The 23,430-nt window shown below is 66.5% G+C and carries 23 protein-coding genes; all 23 read left to right on the top strand.

The window, feature by feature from the left end; all coding sequences use genetic code 11:
- The first annotated feature begins 73 nt into the window (after positions 1-73).
- The 23 genes from BLR75_RS09215 to BLR75_RS09325 all read left to right on the top strand — a co-directional run bounded on the left by BLR75_RS09215 (position 74) and on the right by BLR75_RS09325 (position 23,428).
- Positions 74-1,237 (top strand): WD40/YVTN/BNR-like repeat-containing protein, encoded by a 1,164-nt coding sequence (locus BLR75_RS09215; RefSeq protein ID WP_084310555.1) that lies wholly within the window; start codon positions 74-76, stop codon positions 1,235-1,237.
- A complete protein-coding gene (locus BLR75_RS09220; protein WP_084310678.1) occupies positions 1,221-3,659 on the top strand; it encodes an efflux RND transporter permease subunit in 2,439 nt (812 codons plus the stop codon). Before BLR75_RS09215 ends, BLR75_RS09220 begins: the two co-directional genes overlap by 17 nt.
- Entirely contained in the window at positions 3,659-4,459 is an 801-nt protein-coding gene (locus BLR75_RS09225) for an SDR family NAD(P)-dependent oxidoreductase (RefSeq protein ID WP_084310554.1), read from the top strand. Before BLR75_RS09220 ends, BLR75_RS09225 begins: the two co-directional genes overlap by 1 nt.
- 9 nt (positions 4,460-4,468) lie before the next feature.
- Entirely contained in the window at positions 4,469-5,233 is a 765-nt protein-coding gene (locus tag BLR75_RS09230) for a ThuA domain-containing protein (protein ID WP_084310553.1), read from the top strand.
- Positions 5,234-5,307: 74 nt separating this feature from the next.
- A complete protein-coding gene (locus BLR75_RS09235) occupies positions 5,308-6,066 on the top strand; it encodes an SDR family NAD(P)-dependent oxidoreductase (protein ID WP_084310552.1) in 759 nt (252 codons plus the stop codon).
- 16 nt (positions 6,067-6,082) lie between these two features.
- Positions 6,083-6,697 carry a glutathione S-transferase family protein gene (locus BLR75_RS09240; RefSeq protein WP_084310551.1) on the top strand — a complete coding sequence of 205 codons (615 nt, stop codon included), beginning with the start codon at positions 6,083-6,085 and terminating at the stop codon, positions 6,695-6,697.
- Positions 6,698-6,711: 14 nt separating this feature from the next.
- Positions 6,712-7,464 carry an SDR family NAD(P)-dependent oxidoreductase gene (locus BLR75_RS09245; protein ID WP_084310550.1) on the top strand — a complete coding sequence of 251 codons (753 nt, stop codon included), beginning with the start codon at positions 6,712-6,714 and terminating at the stop codon, positions 7,462-7,464.
- Between the two features lie 25 nt (positions 7,465-7,489).
- Positions 7,490-8,572 carry an NADP-dependent oxidoreductase gene (locus tag BLR75_RS09250; RefSeq protein ID WP_169720221.1) on the top strand — a complete coding sequence of 361 codons (1,083 nt, stop codon included), beginning with the start codon at positions 7,490-7,492 and terminating at the stop codon, positions 8,570-8,572.
- The gene (locus BLR75_RS09255) at positions 8,569-9,333 is read left to right on the top strand and encodes an SDR family NAD(P)-dependent oxidoreductase (protein ID WP_084310548.1); all 765 of its coding nucleotides are present in this window, start codon (positions 8,569-8,571) and stop codon (positions 9,331-9,333) included. Before BLR75_RS09250 ends, BLR75_RS09255 begins: the two co-directional genes overlap by 4 nt.
- 114 nt (positions 9,334-9,447) lie before the next feature.
- A complete protein-coding gene (locus BLR75_RS09260; protein WP_084310547.1) occupies positions 9,448-11,037 on the top strand; it encodes an SRPBCC family protein in 1,590 nt (529 codons plus the stop codon).
- A 23-nt stretch (positions 11,038-11,060) separates the two neighbouring features.
- The gene (locus BLR75_RS09265; protein ID WP_084310546.1) at positions 11,061-12,500 is read left to right on the top strand and encodes an FAD-dependent oxidoreductase; all 1,440 of its coding nucleotides are present in this window, start codon (positions 11,061-11,063) and stop codon (positions 12,498-12,500) included.
- A gap of 254 nt (positions 12,501-12,754) precedes the next feature.
- On the top strand, positions 12,755-13,282 hold the full coding sequence (locus BLR75_RS09270) for a nuclear transport factor 2 family protein (protein WP_084310545.1): 528 nt from the start codon (positions 12,755-12,757) through the stop codon (positions 13,280-13,282).
- 2 nt (positions 13,283-13,284) lie between these two features.
- A complete protein-coding gene (locus BLR75_RS09275) occupies positions 13,285-13,812 on the top strand; it encodes a nuclear transport factor 2 family protein (RefSeq protein ID WP_169720220.1) in 528 nt (175 codons plus the stop codon).
- Positions 13,813-13,878: 66 nt separating this feature from the next.
- Complete coding sequence (locus BLR75_RS09280) at positions 13,879-15,192, top strand: aromatic ring-hydroxylating oxygenase subunit alpha (RefSeq protein WP_084310543.1); 1,314 nt, start codon at positions 13,879-13,881, stop codon at positions 15,190-15,192.
- Between the two features lie 68 nt (positions 15,193-15,260).
- The gene (locus tag BLR75_RS09285) at positions 15,261-15,593 is read left to right on the top strand and encodes a putative quinol monooxygenase (protein ID WP_084310542.1); all 333 of its coding nucleotides are present in this window, start codon (positions 15,261-15,263) and stop codon (positions 15,591-15,593) included.
- Positions 15,594-15,647: 54 nt separating this feature from the next.
- Positions 15,648-16,394 carry an SDR family oxidoreductase gene (locus tag BLR75_RS09290; protein WP_084310541.1) on the top strand — a complete coding sequence of 249 codons (747 nt, stop codon included), beginning with the start codon at positions 15,648-15,650 and terminating at the stop codon, positions 16,392-16,394.
- A 28-nt stretch (positions 16,395-16,422) separates the two neighbouring features.
- Positions 16,423-16,869 (top strand): VOC family protein, encoded by a 447-nt coding sequence (locus BLR75_RS09295; protein ID WP_084310540.1) that lies wholly within the window; start codon positions 16,423-16,425, stop codon positions 16,867-16,869.
- Between the two features lie 93 nt (positions 16,870-16,962).
- Positions 16,963-18,711: an FAD-dependent oxidoreductase gene (locus BLR75_RS09300; protein WP_084310539.1), complete on the top strand. Its 1,749-nt coding sequence runs from the start codon at positions 16,963-16,965 to the stop codon at positions 18,709-18,711.
- Positions 18,711-19,097, top strand: coding sequence for a hypothetical protein (locus BLR75_RS09305; RefSeq protein WP_084310538.1), 387 nt, complete (start codon positions 18,711-18,713; stop codon positions 19,095-19,097). Before BLR75_RS09300 ends, BLR75_RS09305 begins: the two co-directional genes overlap by 1 nt.
- Before the next feature lie 59 nt (positions 19,098-19,156).
- Positions 19,157-20,542 (top strand): DUF1329 domain-containing protein, encoded by a 1,386-nt coding sequence (locus BLR75_RS09310; protein ID WP_084310537.1) that lies wholly within the window; start codon positions 19,157-19,159, stop codon positions 20,540-20,542.
- Positions 20,543-20,717: 175 nt separating this feature from the next.
- The gene (locus BLR75_RS09315; RefSeq protein WP_084310536.1) at positions 20,718-22,136 is read left to right on the top strand and encodes an aromatic ring-hydroxylating oxygenase subunit alpha; all 1,419 of its coding nucleotides are present in this window, start codon (positions 20,718-20,720) and stop codon (positions 22,134-22,136) included.
- Positions 22,124-22,909, top strand: a complete 786-nt coding sequence (locus BLR75_RS09320) for an SDR family oxidoreductase (RefSeq protein ID WP_084310535.1) — start codon at positions 22,124-22,126, stop codon at positions 22,907-22,909. The genes BLR75_RS09315 and BLR75_RS09320 overlap by 13 nt, the downstream gene beginning before the upstream one ends.
- A complete protein-coding gene (locus BLR75_RS09325; protein WP_084310534.1) occupies positions 22,910-23,428 on the top strand; it encodes a nuclear transport factor 2 family protein in 519 nt (172 codons plus the stop codon). It begins immediately after the preceding gene.
- The last annotated feature ends 2 nt before the right edge of the window (positions 23,429-23,430 follow it).

The raw sequence follows: 23,430 nt of genomic DNA on the forward strand, positions 1-23,430 counted from the left end.
CGACCTGCGTCCGGGCGGCCTGCGACCCTGGACTCTGGCTGGCCGCAAGGCTGGCCGCGCAAGGAGTTACTTCATGCAAATCCTGGACAAGAGTGCCTGCAAGGCAGTGCTGTTGACCGCCGTGCTGCTGGTCACCGGCTATGGCGAGGGCTTCGAGAGCCCCACCCGGGTGCCGGCGGCAATGAGCGAAAAGATGCTGATGAGCCCGCTCACCGCGGTGACTTCGGCGGGCGCGCGGACCATCGCGGTGGGGCAGCGCGGGCATATCGCCGTATCCGAGGATGGCGGCAGGAGCTGGCGCCAGGCCATGGTGCCGGTGAGCAACGACCTGGTGGCGGTGTCCTTCGCCGACGGCAAGAACGGCTGGGCTGTCGGCCACGGCGGCGTGGTCCTGCACAGCCGGGATGGCGGCGATAGCTGGGAGCTGCAGCTGGATGGCCAGCAGACCTCGCAGCTGGTCCTCGACTACTACGCCGACCCGCAGCGCGGCGGCGCAGTGGAAAACGCGCAGCTGTTCATCGACCGCGAGAACAACCTGCTCAGTTACGGCGGCACCCAGGCGCTGATGGCGGTGCACTTCCTCGACGCCAGCAACGGCTTCGTCGTCGGTCTGTTCAACCGCATCCTGCGCACCTCCGATGGCGGCAAGACCTGGGAACCCTGGGAGCACCGCATCGAGAACCCCGACGAGCTGCACTTCTACTCGATGAGCGCCGACTCCCAGGCCCTCTACATCACTGGCGAGCAGGGGATGGTCTGGCGCATGGGCAAGGGTGAACAGCACTTCGCCGCGATCCCCACCGGCTACACCGGCACCCTGTTCGGCAGCGTCAGCAACGGCCGCGTACTGGTGGCCTTCGGCATGCGCGGCAGCGTGTTCCGCAGCATCGATGCCGGCGCGCACTGGCAGCAGGCGCAGTCCGGCACCTCGGCCGGCATCACCTCCGGCATGTTCCTCCAGGGCGATGAGCTGCTGCTCGGCAGCCTGTCCGGCGAGATGGTGCTGAGCACCGACGGCGGCGCCAGTTTCGACGGCGTCAACCTGAAGAGGACCATGCCGCTGTTCGGCCTGCTGGCGCGTCCCGATGGGCAGCTGACGCTGGTTGGCGCGGCCGGCGTGCGCCACGAGGAGCTGAGCGGGATAGCCCAGCAGACGGTGGGCAAGAGCGCAGCGCTGAACGTCGCTGCTGAACGGATTTCGGCTTTGCAGGGGGTGAATGATGGTCGCGATCGCTAAGCCGTCGGACAACGAGGTCATCCGCGACCTCAAGGACTTCGACGCGCGCTCGGGCAACATGCTCGAACGCCTGATCTTCAACAACCGCTGGCTGATCATTCTCGGTTGCCTGCTGGTCACCGTGTTCCTCGCCCTGCAGATGCGCAGCCTGACCATCGCCGCCAGCTACGAGAAGACGCTGCCGCACAGCCATCCGTACATCAAGAACTTCCTCGACAACCGCGCCGAGCTGCGCGGGCTGGGCGAGTCCATCCGCATCGTGGTGGAAGCGCGCGACGGCGACATCTTCAACGCCGAGTACCTGGCCGAACTGGCGAAGATCAACGACGAGATCTTCATCCTGCCCGGCGTCGACCGCCCGTGGATGAAGTCGATCTTCACCCCGGTGGTGCGCTGGACCGAAGTGACCGAGGAAGGCTTCACCGGCGGTCCGGTATTGCCCAACGACTACGACGGCTCGCCGCGCTCCATCGAGAACTTGCGGATCAACATCGGCCGCGCCGATGCCGTGGGCAGCCTGGTCGCCCGCGACTACCGCTCCAGCATGATCATCGTCCCGCTGATGGCGCGCGACGCCGAAGGCAATGCGGTGGACTACCAGGCGCTGTCGCGCTCCATCGAGGAAATCCGCCAGCGCCACACCACGGGTCCGGATGCCAAGGTCAACATCTACGTCATCGGCTTCGCCAAGCTGATCGGCGACCTGATCGCCGGCCTGGAAAAGGTCATGCTGTTCTTCATCGCCGCGGTGATCATCGCGGTGGCGATCATCTACTCCTACACCCGCTGCATCCGCAGCACGCTGCTGGTGCTGAGCTGTTCGATCACCGCGGTGGTGTGGCAGCTCGGGCTGGTCGCGCTGCTCGGCTACAACCTCGACCCGTTCTCCATGCTCGTGCCGTTCCTCGTGGTGGCCATCGGCGTCAGCCATGGCGCGCAGAAGATGAACGGCATCATGCAGGACATCGGCCGCGGCACCCATCGCCTGGTGGCGGCGCGCTACACCTTCCGCCGCCTGTTCCTGGCCGGGATCACCGCGCTGCTGGCGGACGTGGTCGGCTTCGCCGTGCTGGCGATCATCGACATCCCGGTGATCCGCGAACTGGCGCTGACCGCCAGCATCGGCGTCGGCGTGCTGATCTTCACCAACCTGATCCTGATCCCGGTGCTGCTGTCCTTCATCGGCGTGTCGCCGAAGGCCGCCCAGCGCAGCCTGCAGGCGGACAGCGCCGAGGCCGGTCCGGTGTGGAAGACGCTGGAGCACTTCACCTCGCGTCCGTGGGCCATCGGTGCGCTGCTGGTTTCTCTGGTGCTGGGCTGCTGGGGTTTCGTCACCGCGCAGCGGCTGCAGGTCGGCGACCTCGATGCCGGCGCGCCGGAGCTGCGGGCGGATTCGCGCTACAACCTCGACAACGCCTTCATCACCTCGCACTACAGCATCTCCAGCGACGTGTTCGCGGTGATGGTGAAGACCAGTGACGACGGTTGCCGCTCCTACGAAACCCTGACCGAAGTCGACCGCCTCGGCTGGCGCCTGGCGCAGGTGCCGGGCGTGCAGCGCACCGCCTCGCTGGCGGACACCGTGCGCACCTACACGGCGGGGATGTTCGAGGGCAACCCGAAGTGGTCGACCATCAGCGACAACCAGGGAATCATCGACGCGCAGATCGGCAACGCCGTGTCGTGGAACTCCGAGTTCCTCAACACCCGCTGCACCCTGACGCCGGTGGTGGCCTACCTCGCCGACCACAAGGCCGACACCCTGGACAAGGTGGTCGCCGCCGCGCAGGACTTCGCCGACCAGCACAACACCGAGGGCCGCGAGTTCCTGCTGGCCGCGGGCAATGCGGGCGTCGACGCGGCCACCAATATCGTGGTCAAGCAGGCCAACCGCGAAATGCTGCTGTACGTCTACGCCGCCGTGGCGCTGCTGTGCCTGATCACCTTCCGCAGCTGGCGCGCGGTGATCGTCGCGCTGCTGCCGCTGGTGCTCACCTCGATCCTCGCCGAAGCGCTGATGGTCTACCTCGGCATCGGCGTGAAGGTCGCCACCCTGCCGGTGGTGGCACTGGGTGTCGGCATCGGCATCGACTATGCGATCTACCTGCTGAGCATCCAGCTCGCCTTCCAGCGCAGCGGCATGAGCGTCGCCGAAGCCTACCGCAAGGCGCTGGCGACCACCGGCAAGGTCGTCGCGCTGGTGGGCGTCACGCTGGCCGCGGGCGTCATCACCTGGGCCTGGTCGCCCATCAAGTTCCAGGCCGACATGGGCATCCTGCTCACCTTCATGTTCGCCTGGAACATGCTCGGCGCGCTGATTCTCGTACCGGCGCTGTCGCACTTCCTGCTGCAGGGCCAGTCCCGCCGCCAGGAGGCCGCCGACGCGCCGCGCAACATCACCAACGCAGAGGGAGCCTTCTGATGAATCGACTGCAAGACAAGGTCGCCCTGATCCTGGGCGCCGGCGGGCGCGACAACATGGGCCAGGAAATCGCCCGGCGCTTCGCCGCCGAGGGCGCCAGGGTCGTGGTGTCCGGCCGCAACGAGAGCGAGCTGCGCCGCCTGGCCGACGAGATCGGTGGCTCGGCCTGCACCTGCGACATCACCCGCAAGGTTGACCTGCAGGCGCTGATGGCGCACGTGCTGGAGTGGGGCGGTCGCCTTGACGTGGCGGTGAATGCCGCCGGGCTGGGGCTCTCCAAGGGCTTCCTGGAAACCACCGAGGACGATCTGGATCGCATGCTCGCCCTGCAGTTCAAGGGACCGTTCCTGTTCTTCCAGAGCGTCATCGAAGCGATGCAGGGCGGCGGCTCGATCATCCAGATCAGCTCCGCCACCACCCGTGCGCTGATCGAGAATTACGCCGCCTATATCGGCAGCAAGGGCGGCATCGACGACGTGGTGCGCTGCATCGCCAACGAGTTCGGCGCCCGTGGCATCCGCGCCAACTCCATCTCGCCCGGCCTCACCGAGACGCCGATGACCGCCGAGGCGATGGCGACGCCGGGCGTCGCCGAATGCTTCACCGCGCGCTACCCGCTGGGCCGCCTCGGCAGCAAGGCCGACATCGCCAATGCGGCGGTGTGGCTGGCCGGCGACGAATGCTTCATGACCGGCGAGAACCTGCAGATCAACGGCGGCCTGCTGCTGCGCGGCAACCCCAGTGGCGCCGACGTCGGCGCCGCGGTGACGGCGGCGCTGGCGCGCCAGGCGCAGGGTTGAGGAGGGCGCATGCGCGACAACGATAATCAGCCGGGCCGCATCGACTGCGTGCTGGTCGCGGCCGGCAAGTACCACGACATCGACTTCGCCCGCCTGGAGCTGCTCAAGCTGCTGGGGGAAAACCAGCGCATCCGCGTGCGGGTGTTCGAGGACTATTCCAACCTCGAGGCGATCGGCCTGGCCACCTTCCTGGTCAGCTACACCTGCGACGTGATCCCCAACCTGGAGCAGCAGCTGTTCCTGCGCCAGTGGCTGGAACGCGGCGGACGCTGGTACGCGCTGCACGGCACCAACTCGATCCTGACCTTCCTCGAGGACGGCCGGGTCGACACGCCGGACTGGGCGCCGCACTTCATGGACACCCTCGGTTCGCAGTTCGCCGCGCATCCGCCGATCGGCAGGTTTCGCGTCGACGTGGCGCAGCCGCTGCACCCGCTGGTGCAGGGCATCGAGCCGTTCGAGGTGGTCGACGAGCAGTACCTGATGGACATGACCGGCGACGTGCAGGTGCTGCTGGACACCGAGTTCGAGGGCGAGACCCCCGGTTTCGTCCGCGACCAGTGGCTGTGCGAGCGCCACCCGGTGCTCTACCTGCGCGAGGTCGGCCAGGGCGCGCTGCTCTACCTGACCCTCGGCCACTGCCGCGGCCACCACGACCTGCGTCCGCTGATGGACTACTGGCCACAGGTGGACCGCTGCGCCTGGGACCATCCGACCTACCACGAACTGTTGCGCCGCGGCCTGGACTGGGCTGCCGGCCTGGAACGTCGCTGAATCCGCACCACTGATTCTGAAACCCTACTGCCAGGGGCGCGCCACCGGCCGCCCCGTCTACCTGGAGAAAAACAATGGATCTTGGACTGCGTGGCAAGAAAATCATCATCAACGGCGGCAGCCGCGGCATCGGTCGCGCCGCGCTGGAACTGTTCGCCGACGAAGGCTGCGACATCGCCTTCTTCTCCCGTGACGCCGCGCGCGTGGCGGACACCGTCAAGGTGCTGGAAGCCAAGGGCGTGCGCGCCTTCGGCGATGCCTTCGACATGAACGACGGCGCCGCCTACGAGGCCTGGCTGAAGTCGGCGGTGGAACGCCTCGGAGGCTGCGACGTGTTCATTCACAACGCCAGCTCCTCAGGCGCCCAGGGCACCATGGACTGGGACATGAGCTTCCGCCTGGACATGATGGGCGCCGTCACCGGCTGCCAGACCCTGGAAGAAGCGCTGACCGCCAGCGGCAGCGGTTCGGTGATCCTGATGTCGAGCACCGCGGCGGTGGAAACCTTCATCTACCCGCAGGCGTTCAACGCCATCAAGTCCGCGATCATCACCTATGGCAAGCAGCTCTCGCAGCTGTGGGCCCCGAAGAACATACGCGTGAACATGATCTCCCCCGGCCCGGTGGAATACCCCGGCGGCAACTGGTCGATGATCAGGGAAGCCATGCCGGAGCTGTATGAGAAGACCCTGTCCGAGATGCCCATGGGCCGCTTCGGCAGGGTCGAGGACGTCGCCCGTTCGATGGTCTTCCTGTCCAGCCCGATGGCGTCCTACATCACCGGCAGCAACCTGGTCATCGACGGCGGCTACACCAAGCGCGTGCAGTTCTGAGCCGGGGAGCCACGGGATGAAACTGTTCAATTCGATCGGACCCAATCCTCGACTGGTGCGGTTGTTCGCGGCGGAGAAGGGCATCGCGCTGCCGCTGCAGGACATCGACATCATTGCCGGGGACAATCGCCAGGCGGATTTCCTCCGCCTCAATCCGACCGGCACCACGCCGACCCTGCTGCTCGACGATGGCCGCGCCATCGCCGAGACCACGGCGGTCTGCGAGTACCTCGAAGAGCTTCATCCCGTGCCGGCGCTGATCGGCGCCACTGCTGAAGAGCGCGCCGAAACCCGCATGTGGTGGCGGCGCGTCGACCTCGCGGTGGTACAGCCGATGACCACCGGCTTCCGCGGCGCGGAAGGCTTCGAGCTGTTCAGGAACCGCGTGCAGTGCTTCCCGCAGGTGGCCGGGGAGATGAAGCAGTCCGCCCGCGATGGCCTGCAGTGGCTGGAGGCGCAGCTGGGCGACGGGCCGTACATCTGCGGCCAGCGCCTGACCGTGGTCGACCTGCTGCTGCTGAGCTTCCTCGACTTCGCCGATCTGGTCGGCCAGGGGCTCGACGAAAACGCCTGCCCGCGCCTGGCGCGCTGGCTGGCCGACATGCGCGCGCGGCCTTCCGCCGGCGCCTGATGGAGAACGGACAGATGCGCTTCAGGGACAAGGTGGTTCTGGTGACCGGTGCCGCTTCCGGCATCGGTGAGGCGGTGGCGCTGGCGTTCGCCCGCGAGGGGGCGCGCGTGGCGCTGGCCGATATCGGCGTCGAGGCCGGCCAGGCCGTGCAGGCGCGGATCGAGGCGGAGGGTGGCAAAGCGATGTTCCTGCCCTGCGACGTCACCAAGGCCGAGCAGGTGCGCGAGCTGTTCGCCGCCTGCATCGTGCGCTGGGGTCGTCTGGACATCCTGCACAACAACGCCGGCATCAGCGGCAGCGGTGCGCTGACCGCCGATTTCAGCGAGGAAGAATTCGACCGCATCGTCGCCATCAACCTCAAGGCGGTGTGGCTGTGCATGAAGCACGCCATCGACGCCATGCTGGGGCAGGGCGGCGGAGTGATCGTCAACACCGCCTCGGCGCTGGCCATCACCACGCTGCCAGGCTCCGCGCCTTACAACGCAACCAAGCATGCGGTGGCCGGCCTGACCAGGACCGCCGCCGTGGAATACGCATCCCAGGGCATCCGCATCAACGCGATATGTCCGGGGGTGATCGAGACCGCCATGCTGCGCAATCGCACCGACCTGACGGAGCTGCTGCCGAAACTCATCGCATTGCACCCGGTCGGCCGCCTCGGCACTCCCGAGGAAGTGGCCGCCGCCGTGCTCTGGCTGGCATCCGCCGAGGCATCCTTCGTCCACGGCAGCCTGATGACCGTGGATGGCGGCTGGACCGCGCAGTGAATCTGCAACAGGGGAAGGACAAGCCGTGAACAAGCGACCGAACCGCCAGCTCTACCTGCACGCGCGCCCGGATGGCGTGCCGGGCAGCGAACACATCCACGCGCGCAGCGTGCCGGTGCGCCGGCCCGGTGCGGGGCAGGTGCTGATCGAGAACCTCTACCTGTCCATGGACCCGGCGATCCGGGGCTGGATGAGCGACCAGCCGAGCTACTTCGAACCGATCCGGCTGGGCGAAAGCATCCGCGGCTCGACCCTCGGCCGGGTGATCGAAAGCCGCCATCCGGACTACCGCGTTGGCGACCATGTGGTCGGAATCGCCTGCAATGCCTGGGAAGACTTCACCGTGCAGGATGGCGAGAAGGTCTACCGCATCGATCCCACGGAAGGCTTTCCGCTCAGCCATTACATGAGCATCTTCAGCGCCGTGGGCCTGACGCCGTACTTCGGCCTGCTGGAAATCGGCCAGCCGCGCCCGGGCGAGACCGCGCTGATCAGCGCCGCCGCCGGCGCCTGCGGCTCCATCGCCGGGCAGATCGCCAGGCTGAAGGGCTGCCGCGTCGTCGGCATCGCCGGCAGCGACGAGAAGTGCCGCTGGATCGTCGAGGAACTGGGCTTCGACGCGGCCATCAACTACAAGACCTGCGGCGACCTGAACAAGGCCATCGCCGCGGCCTGCCCACAGGGAGTGGACATCTATTTCGACAACGTCGGCGGGGCGATCCTCGACGCCGCGCTGCTCAACCTCAACATGTTCGCCCGCGTGGTGTTCTGCGGCGCCATCGCCCAGTACAACACCAGCGACCCGGTGCCGGGGCCGTTCAACTACTGGCAGATTCTCGCCAAGCGCGCCACGGTGCGCGGCTTCCTCGCCATCGACTTCGTCGACCAGTTCCCCGAGGCGCTGGAGGACATCCGCGGCTGGCTGCGCAACGGCGAGCTGAAGTTCGCCGAGGACATCGCCGAAGGCCTGGAGAACACCGTGGCCGCCTTCGCCCGCCTGTTCACCGGTGAGAACAAGGGCAAGCTGATGGTGCGCCTGCGCGACGAAGGCCAGCCGGCGCCGACCCTCGACGAACTGCATCTGGCGCAAGAGGGGGCTCCGGCATGAGTCCGCATCTGCAGCCCGTGGTGCTGATCACCGGCGCCGCCAATGGCATCGGTGCGGCGCTGGCCGCGCATCTGCATCGCGAGGAACGCCGGCTGGTGCTGGTGGACCGCGATATGGACGCCCTGGAACGCATCGCAGCGCGTCTCGGCGGCAGCAACACGCCGTTGCTGCTGCGCGCCGACGTGTCCCGCGAGGAGGACGTGCAGGGGTACGTCGGGCAAACCCTGGAGCGCTTCGGCGGCATCGACGGCTTCGCCAGCATCGCCGGCATCGAAGGCGGGCGCGGGCTGATCGAAGAGCAGCCGGTGGAGATGCTCGACAAGGTCTACGCGGTCAACGTGCGTGGCGTGTTCCTCGGCCTCAAGCACGTGCTGCCGGTGATGAAGCGCCAGGGCAGCGGGGCGATCGTCAACATGTCCTCGCTGGCGGGCATTTCCGCCGGGCCGGGGCTGGCGCCGTACATCATGTCCAAGCACGCGGTGATCGGCCTGACCCGCACCGCCGCGGCAGAAGCGGCATCCAGCGGCGTGCGCGTCAACGCGGTGCTGCCGGGGCCGATCAACACCGGGATGATGCAGCGCATCGAGGTGGATTCCGGCGACGCCGCCGGCGTCCACGACGGCAACCTGGCCGCCACTCCGCTGGGCCGCTATGGCGAACCGGAAGAGGTGGCTGCGCTGGTGGCCTTCCTGCTTTCCGCACAGGCGTCCTACATCACCAGCTCGCTGTACACCATCGATGGTGGCATGAGCGTTTACTGAACCAGTCGTCGCCGACACTGAATCGTGCGAAGGAATCATTAGTAAAACAGTTTTGTATGTTTTAGATTCGCCCGGTGCGAATAGAACACGGTCTGTCGGCAAAGGAGTTTTCCCGTGACAGAACAACAAGAAATCCACAACCGTATCGCCGCCCGCCTTCTGCAACACGTCGAAACCCTGAGTACCGACCAGGCGGAAGACCTCATGCGGGTCCCGTCCGCCAGCTACACCGATCCTGCGCAGTGGCAGCGGGAGATGGAGCAGATCTTCAAGCGCCTGCCGATCCTCGCCGGCCTCTCCGGCGAGATCGCCCAGCCTGGCCAGTACAAGGCCTTCGACCTGCTCGGCACGCCGCTGCTGCTGACCCGCCTGCGCGACGGCAGCGTGCGCGCCATGCTCAACGTCTGCGCGCACCGCGCCATGCGCCTGGCCGAAGGCAGCGGCAAGTGCGAGCGCTTCGCCTGCCCGTACCATGCCTGGGTCTACGGCAACGACGGCAACCTGCTGCGTATTGCCGGCCAGGACACCTACGGCGACGTCGACAAGGCCGCGCTGGGGCTGACCCAGCTGCCGGTATACGAGCGTGCCGGGCTGATCTTCGTGGTGCTGACGCCGGGGCTGGAAGTGGACTTCGCCGGCTACCTCGGCGGCATGATCGAGGACATCGAGCAGCTCGGCTTCGCCGACTGGCACTACTGCGGCAACCGGGAAATCCATGGCGGCAACTGGAAGGTCGCCTACGACGGCTACCTGGAGGGCTACCACTTCGCCGCCGCGCACCCGCAGACCATCCACCAGCGCACCTACTCCAACATCATGGGCTTCCACTTCTACGGGCCGCACCAGCTGATCGGCTTCCCGCAGAAGGACATCAAGGCCCGTCTGCAGGGCGTGCCCGCCGATGAGCTGCACCTGCACGAGAACCACGGCTACGACTTCGTGCGCACGCTGTTCCCCAACGTGTCGATCTTCGTCGCCCCGGAAATCACCCAGGTGGCCCAGCTCATCCCCGGCCCGACCGTGGGTGAGAACCGCACCGTGCTGCACTTCATCCATCGCCATGCGCCGGAGAACGACGAACAGCGCCAGGCCAACGAGGCGATGATGGACTGGCTGCGCGACGTGGTGGACACCGAGGACTACAGCCTCGGCCTGAAGATCCAGGGCGGGCTGGCCAGCGGCGCCTTCCAGCACGTCACCTTCGGTCGCAACGAGCTGGGCAATCAGGAATTCCATCGCTGGATCAACCATTACCTCGCCGATGCGCCCGCCACGCCGCAAGTCAGGGCCGACGACGAGGCCGAGATCGAGGCGCTGCTGCAGCAGTACGCCTGCGCCATCGATCAGCGCAACTTGGAGCTGCTCGATCAGGTGTTCACCGCCGATTCCCTTGGCGTCTATCCGGGCGCCGGTGAGTTCGCGGGCGCGCGCGCCATCGCCGGCTTCATCGACAGTGCCATCGCCCGCTGCGCGGTGACGCAGCACATGCTCGGCAATATCCGCATCGACCTGAACGGCTCGCGCGCCACCAGCCGCAGCTACCTGCAGGCGCTGCACGTCGGCGTCGGCGAACATGCCGATGACCTGCAACTGCTCTGGGGCGAATACCGCGACGAGCTGGAGAAGCGCCCGCAAGGCTGGCGCATCGTCCGCCGCGAACTGGTGACCCTGCATAGCCAGGGCGATATCGGCCTGCTGGGCTGATCCCGAAAGAGGAAACAGGAAGAATGAAACTGTCCGATTTTCAAGGCCAATGGGATGAGCGGGCCGATGTAGTGGTGGTCGGCTACGGCATCGCCGGCGCCTGCGCGGCGCTGGAAGCCAAGCGTGCCGGCGGCGACGTGCTGGTGCTGGAACGCGCCAGCGGTGGCGGCGGGGCGAGCGCCTCGTCGTCCGGCATCTTCTACCTGGGCGGCGGCACCGACGTGCAGAAGGCCTGCGGCTACGAGGACGACGCGGAGGAGATGTTCAAGTTCCTCGCCGCTTCCACCGAGTGCGCCGACAAGCAGGCGGTACGCGACTTCAGCCTCGGCAGCGTGGCGCATTTCGACTGGCTGGAATCCCTCGGCGTGCCCTTCGAGCGCACCTCGTTCAAGGGCAAGGCGGTGTTCCTCGACACCACCGAATGCCTGTTCAGCACCGGTAACGAGAAGGTCTGGCCGTACCACCTGATCGCCCGTCCGGCACCGCGCGGGCACAAGGTCGCCGGCATCGGCGAGAACGCCGGCGCCGAGGCGATGAAGGCGATTCTCGCGCGCTGCGCGGAGGAGGGCGTGCCGGCGCTGTACGACTGCGCGGTGACGGAACTGGTGCAGGACGACGACGGCCGCGTGGTCGGCGTGCTGGCCCGCCAGGACGGCCGGCAGATCGCTGTGCGCGCACGCAAGGGCGTGGTGCTGAGCACCGGCGGCTACAACCTCAACACCGAGATGGTCCGCCGCAATGTTCCGCTGATGAGCGACACCGCCGTGCCGCTGGGCATTCCCAGCAACGACGGCGCCGGCATCGAGCTGGGCGTGGCGGCCGGCGCGGCGACCCTGGCCATGGACGGAATCATCGCTACCGCGTCGATCTATCCGCCGGGCCAACTGATCAAGGGCATCCTGGTCAACCGCAACGGCGAGCGCTTCGTCGCCGAGGATTCCTACCACGGGCGCACCGCGTCCTACGTGATGGAGCAGCCGGAGCAGACCGCCTACCTGATCCTCGATGCGGAAATCTTCGCCTACCCGGAAATCACTTCGGCGCAGCACGCGCTGATCGATGGCTGGGAAACGGTGGAGGAGATGGAAGCGGGCCTCGGTCTGCCGGGCGGTTCGCTGGTGAACACCCTGGAGCGCTACAACGCCGATGCGCGAGCCGGCGAGGACAGCGTGTTCCACAAGCACGCCGACTGGCTCAAGCCGCTCGACCAGGGGCCGTTTGCGGCCTTCGACATCTCCTTCAACAAGTCCATCTACCTGTTCATGACCCTTGGCGGTCTGAAGACCAACCGCCATGCCCAGGTCATCGACCGGCAGGGCAGGGTGATCCCCGGCCTGTACGCCGCCGGCGCCTGCAGCGCGCATATCCCGCACAGCGGCAAGAGCTACGCCAGCGGCATGAGCCTTGGTCCCGGTTCGTTCTTCGGCCGTGTCGCCGGAGCCCATGCCTGCGCGGCGGAGTGATCCTTCGCGCGCAGGTCGCTGTTCATCCATTCCTGTCTACGCTGCGTCGCCACACCCGGCGACGTGGTGTCGCCAGCGCTCACCCATTGCCTGGCGACGAACAAATAAATAAAAAACAATTTGACTGGTTTTGTTTGTGGGAATAGCCTCATCTCCATCGGGGACGTCGAGCCGGACGCTCCCGGCGGCGGGGCAAGCCCACCGCAGGCAGTCTGTACAAACCTGAATAAATCCAAGAAGAAGGTTGACGACGCATGAATCCGCAATCCGATCTGGCGCTGCTCGAACAAGTCGAGGCCAAACAGGCGCTGCACTCCCTCAACTCCCGTTTCGCTCGCGCGCTGGACCGCATGGACCGTTGCCTGATGGTCTCCCTGTGGACCGATGACGCCGAGGTGAACTGGGGCGCTCATAGCGGTTCGGCCAAGCCGTTCGTGGTGAGCGTCACCTCTCCCGACGAAAACCTCGAGCGCAGCTTCACCTCGCTCTCCAACGAGTATTTCGAGATCGACGGCGACAGCGCGATCGGCGAGGTCTACATGATCAACGTCGGTACCGCGATCGAGCAAGGCGCCAAGGTCGATCGCCTGATCGGCGGCCGCTTCCTCGACAGCTACCGTCGCGAAGGCGGCGAGTGGAAGATCGCCAGCCGCACCTTCGTCCACGACTGGAACATGACCATGCCGGCCACCGCGGTATGGGACGAGGGCCTGTTCGGCATGATCAAGCTGCGTGGCACGCGCAACGACTCCGACCCGGTCTACGCACTGCTGGGGGCCTGATCATGAGCCTGTCCGAACGCATCCGGGCGGTCGCCGACCGCCAGGCGATCCTCGACCAGATGACGCGCTACTGCCAGTCCATCGACCGCTGCGACCTGGAGTTGCTGAAGTCGACCTTCCACCACGACGGCGTGGTGCGCTTCGGCATCTTCGACGGCAACGCCTGGGAGTTCTGCGAGTACGACATCCCGTTCATCAAGGAAAACCTGGTGATGGCCTGGCACCGCTACGCCACGGTCGACATCGAGCTGATCAGCGAGACCCGCGCGCTGGCCGAGTCCTACATGCTCGGCAACGCATCGGCACGCACCCCCGACGGCGTGCTGATCAACTGCCCGGACGGCATGCGCTACCTCGACGTGTGGGAAAAGCGCGACGGCGTCTGGCGCATGTACTCGCGTGACCTGGTGATGGACTGGAACGCCGCCTGGCCCTACGCCGGCCGCGAGGACGGGCACTTCGCGCAGTTCAGGCTGCAGGGCCGCCGCGACCGTGCCGACCTGGCCTACGAGCTGAAGCTGGTTCCCTGACCCAAAGGTCTTGCCTCAAGAAACAGATTGCATGCCACCGCCAGCGCGGCGGCAAGGAGTATCGACGTGTCTCTCTCCCTGGTAGAACGCACCAAAGAAGCCCTGGTAGACGAAGGATTCCTGCGCGGCGACCCGATCACCGGCGACCGCTACTACGCGAAGGAATTCATGCAGCAGGAATGGGACCACGTGTGGACCCGCACCTGGCATATCGGCGGCACCGTCGCCCAGCTGCCGGAGCCGGGCTGCGTGGTCACCTTCGAGGTGGGCAACGAGTCCATCCTCATGCTGCGTGACAACGACCAGAACATCCGCGCCTTCTACAACGTCTGCCAGCACCGCGGGAACCGCATGGTGCAGTGCGAGGAAACCAAGGTCCGGCGCCTGGTCTGCAACTACCACAGCTGGTGCTATGGTCTGGACGGCGCGCTGCTGATCGCCAAGGACTCGGAGAACTTCCCGCAGGGCAACCCGGTGGGCAAGCTGAGCCTCAAGGAAGTGCGCTGCGAAACCTTCGGCGGCCTGGTGTGGTTCAACATGGACCGCGACGCGCCGAGCCTGCGCGACTCGCTGGGCATCGTGGCCGACCAGCTCGAAGCCTACGAGATGGACAAGATGGTCCGCGTGATGCACCTGACCGGCGAGGTCAACTGCAACTGGAAGGTCATCCAGGACAACTTCAACGAGGCGTACCACGTCACCGCCCTGCACCCGGAGCTGGGTACGCACATCGACGACGCCTACACCAACACCACCTTCGAGATCTTCCGCAACGGCCACAGCCGCATGCTGATGAAGGGCTCGCTGCCCGCCGGCAAGGGCAAGGAACGCAAGGTGCAGGCGCCGCTGGACGACATCATGCGCAGCTGGGGCCTGGACCCCGACGACTTCGCCGGCCGTGCCGGTGACGTGCGCCTGGCCCTGCAGCAGCAGAAGCGCGCCCTCGGCGAGCAGCGCGGCTTCAGCCAGTACGCGAACCTGAGCGACGAGCAGCTCACCGACTACTACCACTACACGCTGTTCCCCAACATGTCCTTCACCATGGCTGCCGAGGCCTACCAGATCCTGCGCCCGATGCCGCACCCGAGCGATCCGGAGAAGTGCCTGTTCGACCACTGGTACTTCGTGCGTCCGGCCGCAGGCGAGACCGAAGTCGGCACGCCGCTCGGCATGATGCCGGTCAAGCCCGGCCCGCACGAGGTGTTCAAGCACGGCGAGAAGTCGCTGGGCTTCGTCGCCGACCAGGACCTCAGCGTGGCCGTCGCCCAGCAGCGCGGCTTCCACTCGCGCGGCTACAGCGACTCGTACCTGGCCGAGCAGGAATCCCGCGTGCGCCGCTATCACGAAGTGATCAACGACTACATCGCCGGCCGCGTGTGATCCGATCCGGCGGTGCCCCGCGCCGCCGCAGATTTCCTCAGAACAAGACCGACAACAAAGGAATTTCCATGAGCATCATCGCCATTACCGCCCGCCTGGTGATCGAGCCGACGCGCATCGACGAATACCTCGCTGCCGCTGCCGAAATCGCCATTCCCCACACTCGCGCCGAAGCCGGCTGCCGCCTGTACGCCTTCGCCCGCGACATCGAGCTGCCCAACGTGGTGTGGATCAGCGAGGAGTGGGAATCCGACGCTGCCCTCGGCCAGCACCTGCAGTCCGACCACATCACCCGCTTCCTGCAGAAGGTCGCGGACATCCAGCTGCTCGACATGGATGTGCGCAAGTACTCCGTTTCCGGCATCGGCAGCGTGACCCCGCCGGTCGTCGCCACCGCCTGATCACCGATCAATCCAGGCGGCGGGGCGCTCCCGCCGCACGCAGGAGAGCGAGCAATGGGAAGAGTTGCAGGCAAGGTCGTACTGATCACCGGCGCGGCATCCGGTCTGGGGGCCGCCGATGCGCGCCTGCTGGCCGCGGAAGGCGCCCAGGTGGTGCTTACCGACATCAATGAAGCGGCCGGGCGCGACGTCGCGGCGGACATCCCCGGCGCGCTGTTCCTCCAGCACGACGTGCGCGACGAGCAGCGCTGGAAGCAAGTGGTAGAGGAAACCGTCAGCCGCTTCGGCCGCCTCGACGTGCTGGTCAACAATGCCGGCGTGGTGGTGTTCGCCGACGTCGAGGAAATCACCCTGGAGCGCTACCGCTTCGTCAACGAGGTGATGTCCGACGGCACCATGCTCGGCTGCAAGTACGCCGTGCAGGCGATGAAGCAGAGCGGCGGCGGTTCGATCATCAACATCTCCTCCATCGGCGCGATCAAGGGCATCGGCGAGATCGTCGCCTATGCGGCGGCCAAGGGCGCGATCCTCTCGCTGACCCGCAGCGTCGCCATCCACTGCCAGAACAAGGGCTACAACATCCGCTGCAACGCGATCCTGCCTGGCGCCCACGAAACCCCGATGACCGCCCAGGCGGTACGCGATATCGACGCCGAAAGCAGCGCGCTCCAGCAGGTGCAGAACCACGGCCAGGGCCAGCCGCGCGACGTGGCCAACCTGGTGCTGTTCCTCGCTTCGGACGAGTCGCGCTACATCAACGGCAGCCAGCTGGTCATCGACAACGCCGAAACCATCAAATGAGCCGCGCCCGCAGCAGAGGATCGATCGCATGACACAGGCTTTCCACCACGTCGCCATTTCCACGCCGGATCTGCAGCGCGCCCTGGGTTTCTACCGCGACCTGCTGGGCCTGGAAGTGCTGAACGAGACGTCCTGGCCGCGTGGTACCCGGCAGATCAACCAGGTACTCGGTCTGATCGACAGCGCCGCCACCACGGTGATGCTGCAGGGTCGCAACCTGTGCATCGAGCTGTTCCAGTTCGAGGCGCCCGCGCAACTGCCCCACGACGCGGTGCATGCCGAACGGCCGGTACACCTGTATGGCATCACGCACTTCTGCATCGACGTGAAGGACATCCACAGCGTGTACCAGCGCCTGCTGGACGCCGGCATCCGCTTCCACGCCCCGCCGCAGGATTTCGGCAGCGTACGGGCGACCTATGGCCGCGACCCGGACGGCAACGTATTCGAATTGCAGGAAATCCTGGACGCCTGAACCGGCATTTCAACGGGGTAACGAACGGCCTTAAAACAAACATTCATGATGGTTTGTTGTTCATCCGAACACTCTACTGTCTTCGAGGAAATCATGGATAAAGAGAACAAGAACCTGTCCCGCCGCAAGGTCCTCATCGGCGCCGGCATTGCCGCCGGTGCGGCGACCACGCTGGGCCTCGGCGGCTCGCTGGTGGCGGCGGAAAAGGGCTCGTCCGAGCAGAAGTGGGACATGGAGACCGACGTGGTCGTGGTCGGCACCGGCGCCGCCGGCGGCTCGGCCGCGGTCACCGCCACCGCCCTCGGCGCCAAGGTCATAGTGGTCGAGAAGATGCCCATGGCCGGCGGCACCACCGGCAAGTCCGGCGGCGTGACCTGGATTCCCAACAACAAGTACATGGTCGCCCAGGGTATCGACGACAAGCGCGACGACTGCCTGCGCTACATCGCCCGCTATGCCTATCCGGAAGCCTACGACGCGAGCAGCGCGACCCTCGGTCTGCCGGAGCCGGTGCACGCGATGATGGCCGCGTTCTACGACAACGGTCCGAAGATGATCGAGTGGATGGAGCAGATCGAAGCGGTCAGGTTCCGTCCGTTCAAGATGTGGGACGTGAACATGTCGCCGCCGGACTACGGCGACCATCTGCCGGAGAACAAGGCCAACAACGCGCGGGCCCTGGAGCCTTCGGTCGGCGCCGGTTCCAGCGAGGGCGGCAGCAGCCTGGCCCTGCAGCTGGAACAGTGGCTGACCAAACGCAAGGTGCCGGTTCTGCTGAACCATCGTGCGGTCGGCGTGATCCGCGATGGCGAGCGGGTGATCGGTCTGGAAGTGGAAAGCGAAGGCAGGCGCCTGCGCATCCGCGCCAACAAGGGCGTGATCTTCGGCAGCGGTGGCTTCGCCCACAACACCGACCTCGTTCGTCTGCACCAGCCGGGCATCTACGGCGCCTGCGCGATGCCGGGTTCCACCGGCGACTTCATCGCCATCGCCCAGGATGCCGGCGCCAGGATGGGCACCCTGAGCACCGCCTGGCGCACCCAGGTGGTGCTGGAGCAGGCGCTGGAGAACCGCGCGCTGCCGGCCGGCGTGTTCTTCGTGCCGGGCGACTCGATGATCCAGGTGAACAAGTACGGCGTGCGCGTGGTGAACGAGAAGCGCAACTACAACGACCGCACCCGCTGCCACTTCACCTTCGACCCGGTGAACGCCGAGTACCCGAACCGCCTGATGGTGATGGTGTTCGACGAGCGCAGCCTGAACCGCTACGCCGGCGCGCTGCCGCTGCCGCTGGACAAGCGCGAGTCGAAGTGGCTGATCGAGGGAGCGGACGTTCAGCAACTCACCCAGCGCATCAAGGAGCGTTTGGCGAGCCTGGGCGGCAAGGTCGGCAACTACGCGCTGGACGACAGCTTCGCGCGCAATCTCGACGCCACCATCGAGCGCTTCAACGGTTTCGCCGAGAAGGGCGAGGACGAGGACTTCCAGCGCGGCTTCTACGAGTACGACCGGGTGTGGAACAAGCTGTTCTCGCCGGTGAGCAAGAACGCCACCTTCCCGGACAACGACAAGCCGAACAAGACGATGTACCCCATCGACCGCAAGAGCACGCTCTATGCGGTATTGCTGGCGCCGGGCGCGCTGGATACCAACGCCGGTCCGGCGATCAACCCGCACGGCCAGGTGCTTGCCGCCCACGGCGAACCGATCCCCGGCCTGTACGGCGCCGGCAACTGCATCGCCAGCCCGTCCGGTCCGGCATACCTGGGCGCGGGCGGCACCATCGGCCTGGCGCTGACCTTCGGCTACCTGGCCGCACGCCACGCCACGGGGAACGCGTGATGAGGAGCGTATTCGCCCTCGCCACCCTGGGCCTCGCGCTGGGTGCGCATGCGGCCAGCGAAGCGCCGAGCTTCTCGCGCGACATCGCTCCGCTGCTGCGCAGCCAGTGCGCCGGCTGCCACCTCACCGGCGACGAGCCGGGCGGGATGAAGCTCTATCCCGCCGCGGCCTACCAGACGCTGGTGAATACGCCTTCGAAAGAAAGCCCGCTCAAGCGCGTCGCCCCCGGGCAGCCCGAACAGAGCTATCTGCTGCACAAGCTGCGGGGTACCCATCTGGATGCCGGTGGTTCCGGCGTGCAGATGCCCTTCGGCCAGGCACCGCTCCCTGAAGACAAGCTGCAGCTGATCCGCCTGTGGATCGAGCAGGGCGCGGCAGAGAACTGAACCTCGGTGCCGCCGGTGACGGCGGCAAAACCAGAAAACAAGTACAAGAGGTGATACCGATGAAGATGCTTACCACCTGCGCGATGCTGACCGGCGCCCTGGCGATCCAGGGTTCTGCATGGGCGGCGCTCAGCCCTGACGAAATCGCCCGCCTGGGCAACGACCTGCTGCCCTGGGGCGCGGAGAAGGCCGGCAATGCCGACGGCTCCATCCCGGCCTATGGCGAGACGATTCCGGTACCCGCCGGCTTCAAGCTCACCGTCGGCGGTGAACGGCCCGACCCCTTCGCCGGCGAGAAGCCGCTGTACAGCATCACCGCGCAGAACATGGCGCAGTACCAGGACAAGCTCAGCGCGGGCGTCCAGGAAATGCTGAAGAAGTATCCGACCTACCGCCTGGATATCTACCCGACCCATCGCACGGCGAAGTACCCGCAGTACGTCATCGACAACACCCTGAAGAACGCCCGGACCTGCGCGCTGGCGGAGAACCTTCTGCAGCTCGCCGGCACCTGCTACGGCGGCGTGCCGTTCCCGATTCCGAAGAACGGCTCGGAAGTGATGTGGAACCGCACCCTCAAGTACGACCAGTACGCCTACTACTCGCCGGGGCAGACCTCGACGCTGGTGGACTCCAGCGGCCGGGTGATCGAGACAGGTGCCTTCGCCTACTGGCAGACCTTCCCGCAGTACCAGCCGGGGCGCGATACGCCGATCGCCGCCAACGAGACCCTCGAATACGGCCGCGTCGACTGGACCGGACCGGCGCGCAAGGCCGGCGAGAAGCTGGTGATCCACGACAACGTGGACATGCTCAACGTCGGCCGCCGTGCCTGGAGCTACCTGCCCGGCCAGCGTCGGGTGAAACTCTCGCCGGACGTCGCCTACGACACGCCGAGCCCGGCCGGCGGCGGCGTCGGCACCACCGACGACACCCAGGTGTTCTACGGCTCGCAGGACCGCTACGACTACAAGCTGGTCGGCAAGAAGGAGCTGTTCATCCCCTACAACACCTTCAAGCTGCATGACGCCAGTGCCTGCTCCACCCAGGCGGTGTTCACGCCGAACCACCTCAACCCCGACTGCGTGCGCTGGGAGCTGCACCGCGTCTGGGTGGTCGAGGCGACGCTGAAACCCGGCAAGCGGCACGTCTATCCCAAGCGCACCTTCTACTGGGACGAGGACATCCCCGCCGTGGGCCTGGCCGACAACTACGACGATGCCGGCAACATCTACCGCGTCACCCAGACCAACTACTACCCGTTCTACGAAACCTACGGCCACAACACCCACGAGTTCGTGGTCCACGACCTGGCCAGCGGTGCCTACGTGCGCCAGGCGTACACCCCGGCCGGCAAGGGAATGATGGTGGTGACGCCGCCTGAAGAGGCCAAGCCGTCCTCCTACTACCAGGCCAACACCCTCAGCGCCGCCGGCGTGCGCTGAAGCCCGTGCCGCGCCTCCGCCCCTGGCGGAGCGGCGCGGCCGGCAATCGGTTACATGGGCGGCCCGGTGGCCCCCCATCGCTTCCCGGCCGGTTCCGGCCGTCCGGGAAACTGCCGGGTCGTCCATGTATTCCTCGGTCCCCAAATCCAGATCCCTGATGCCTGGAGGTCCCAGAATGCATCACGCAGATTCCACGCCGGTGCCGGGCGAAGCCCGCTGCCCCGGTGCCAGTACCGCCGACATCATCGCCTCCGACGGCGACCATGCTCCGGCCCATCTCACCGAGCAGTCCTACCGCTTCCTCGGCGACGCGGACATCCCCTTCGAACGCTACACCTCGCGCAGCTTCTTCGCCCTGGAGCAGGAGCGGCTGTGGGGCAGGGTGTGGCAGTGGGCCTGCCGCGAGGAGGACATTGCCGAACCCGGCGACTACTTCGTCTACGAAATCGTCGAGCGCTCGGTGCTGGTGGTGCGCACCGAAAGCGGCGCGATCAAGGCCTATCCCAACGCCTGCCTGCATCGCGGCACCCAGCTCAAGCCCGCCGGCTCGTGCGGCCGCTCCAAGGACCTGCGCTGCCCGTTCCATGGCTTCACCTGGTCGCTGGAAGGCGAGCTGAAGAGCGTGCCGTGCCGCTGGGACTTCCCGCACATCGAGGAGGGCGGCTTCAACCTGCCCGAATTGAAGGTGGAAACCTGGGGCGGCTTCGTCTTCATCAACTTCGATGCGAACGCGGCGCCGCTGGCCGAGCACCTCGGCATCCTGCCGGAGCACTTCGCCAACTGGGACCTCTCCGACAAGTTCGTCGCAATGCACGTGCGCAAGCGCCTGCCGGCCAACTGGAAAGCGTGCCTGGAAGCCTTCCTCGAATCCTTCCACGTGCTGGAAACCCACCCGCAGGGCGTGCTCACCGTGGGCGACGCCAACACCCAGTACGACCTGTATGGCGACAGCGTGTCGCGCTTCGTGCACCTGGTCGGCTTCCCCAGCCCGCACCTGAAGGAGACCTACAGCGAGCAGCAACTGCTCGACGCGCTGATGGCCGAAGGCGTGGTGGAAGGCGTGGGCGGGGAGGGCAGGCTGCAGGTGCCGCCCGGCGGCAGTGCGCGCAAGGTATTCGCCGAACACCTGCAGGCGACCCTGGGGCAGGCCTATGGCCGCGACTTCTCGCATCTCAGCGTGTCGGAAACCATCGACGCCATCGAGTACTGCCTGTTCCCCAACACCTGCTTCTTCCCCTCGCTGCTGTTCCCCATGGTCTACCGCTTCCGCCCGGACGGCGCCGACGTGGACGGCTGCATCTTCGACCTGCTGTACCTGCAGCCGCTGCCGGAATCCGGCGAGCGCCCGATGCCCGCCGAACCCTTCGAGCTGGATGTCGAGCAGTCCTTCCATGAAGTGCCGGGCCTCGATCCGGGTCTGGCGACCATCTACGACCAGGACACCGGCAACCTGATCGGCCAGCAGCGCGGCTTCAAGTCCAGCACCAAGCCGGGGCAGACCCTGGGCAACTACCAGGAAGTGCGCATTCGCCACCTGCACCAGACCCTCGACAAGTTCCTGTCTACCCGTGGAGAAAAAGCATGCAGCGATTGAACGGCAAGGTGGCGCTGGTCACCGGCGCGGCTTCCGGCATCGGCGCGGGTATCGCCCGCCTGTTCATCGAGGAAGGCGCGCGGGTGATGCTCGCCGACATCAACGTCGGCGCCGGCAGTGCGCTGGCCGACCAGCTCGGCCCGGACGCTGCCTTCGTCGAACTGGACGTGGGCGATCCGGCCGCCTGGGAACGCGCCATGGCCGATCTGCAAGCACGCTGGGGCGGGCTGGACATCCTCGTGCAGAGCGCCGGCATTTCCTTCCCGGCGCATATCGAGGCGGCCGGACTGGATGCCTGGGAAGCGCACCTGTGGGTGCATGCGCGCGGCGCCTTCCTCGGCTGCCAGAACGCCGTCGCCAGCATGAAGCGGAGCGGCGGCGGTTCCATCGTCAACATCTCCAGCGTCGAGAGCATCCGCCCCGGCCCGCTGTTCACCTGCTACGGCGCGGCCAAGGCGGCGCAGGACGCGGTCACCCGCACCGTCGCGCTGCACTGCGGCGAGCAGGGCTACAACATCCGATGCAACTCGGTGCACCCGGCGGCCACGCGCACGCCGAACCTGCAGCAGTATCTCGACGCCGCCAGCGATCCGGCCGCGCTGGAAGCCATCTACGCCGGCATGCAGCCGCTCAACCGCATCGCCGAAGTCGGCGAGATCGCCGCTGCCGTGCTGTTCCTCGCCAGCGACGAGGCGAGCTTCGTCACCGGCCACCAGATGTACGTGGACGGCGGCGTGCTGGCCAAACCCTATCCGGCCGGGGAGGGCGCCTGAATGACCCTCGGACGACTGCAGGCCCAGATCGACCTGCTGCAGGCCAAGCAGGACCTGCACGAACTGGTGGCGGCCTACTGCACCGGCGTCGACCGGCGTGACCGCACGCTGCTGGAACCGCTCTGGTGGCCGGAAGCGAGCATGGACTTCGGGCTGTTCAACGGGCCGGCCGCGCAATTCTGCGAACTCATCACGGCCGCCAACCCGGCGCTGGAAATCACCTACCACTTCACCAGCAACGAGCTGTTCGAGATCGACGGCGACCGCGCCACGGGTCGCGCCTACGTGATCGGCATGAGCGCGTTGCTGAATGGCGGCGAGGCCAGCCAGCACATGGTCGGCGGGCGTTATCTGGACAACTACGAACGCCGCGACGGCGTATGGAAATTCACCCGTCGCGTGTTCGTCCTCGACTGGAACACCAACGCCGCCAGTTCGGCGATCTGGCACGAAGGCATCGGCGCCGCCGCCACCCGCGGCCGGCCCGATGTCGACGACATCCACTACCGGTTCGAGTGAGG

It is taken from the genome of Pseudomonas jinjuensis (assembly GCF_900103845.1).
GTDB classification, from domain to species: Bacteria; Pseudomonadota; Gammaproteobacteria; order Pseudomonadales; family Pseudomonadaceae; genus Pseudomonas; species Pseudomonas jinjuensis.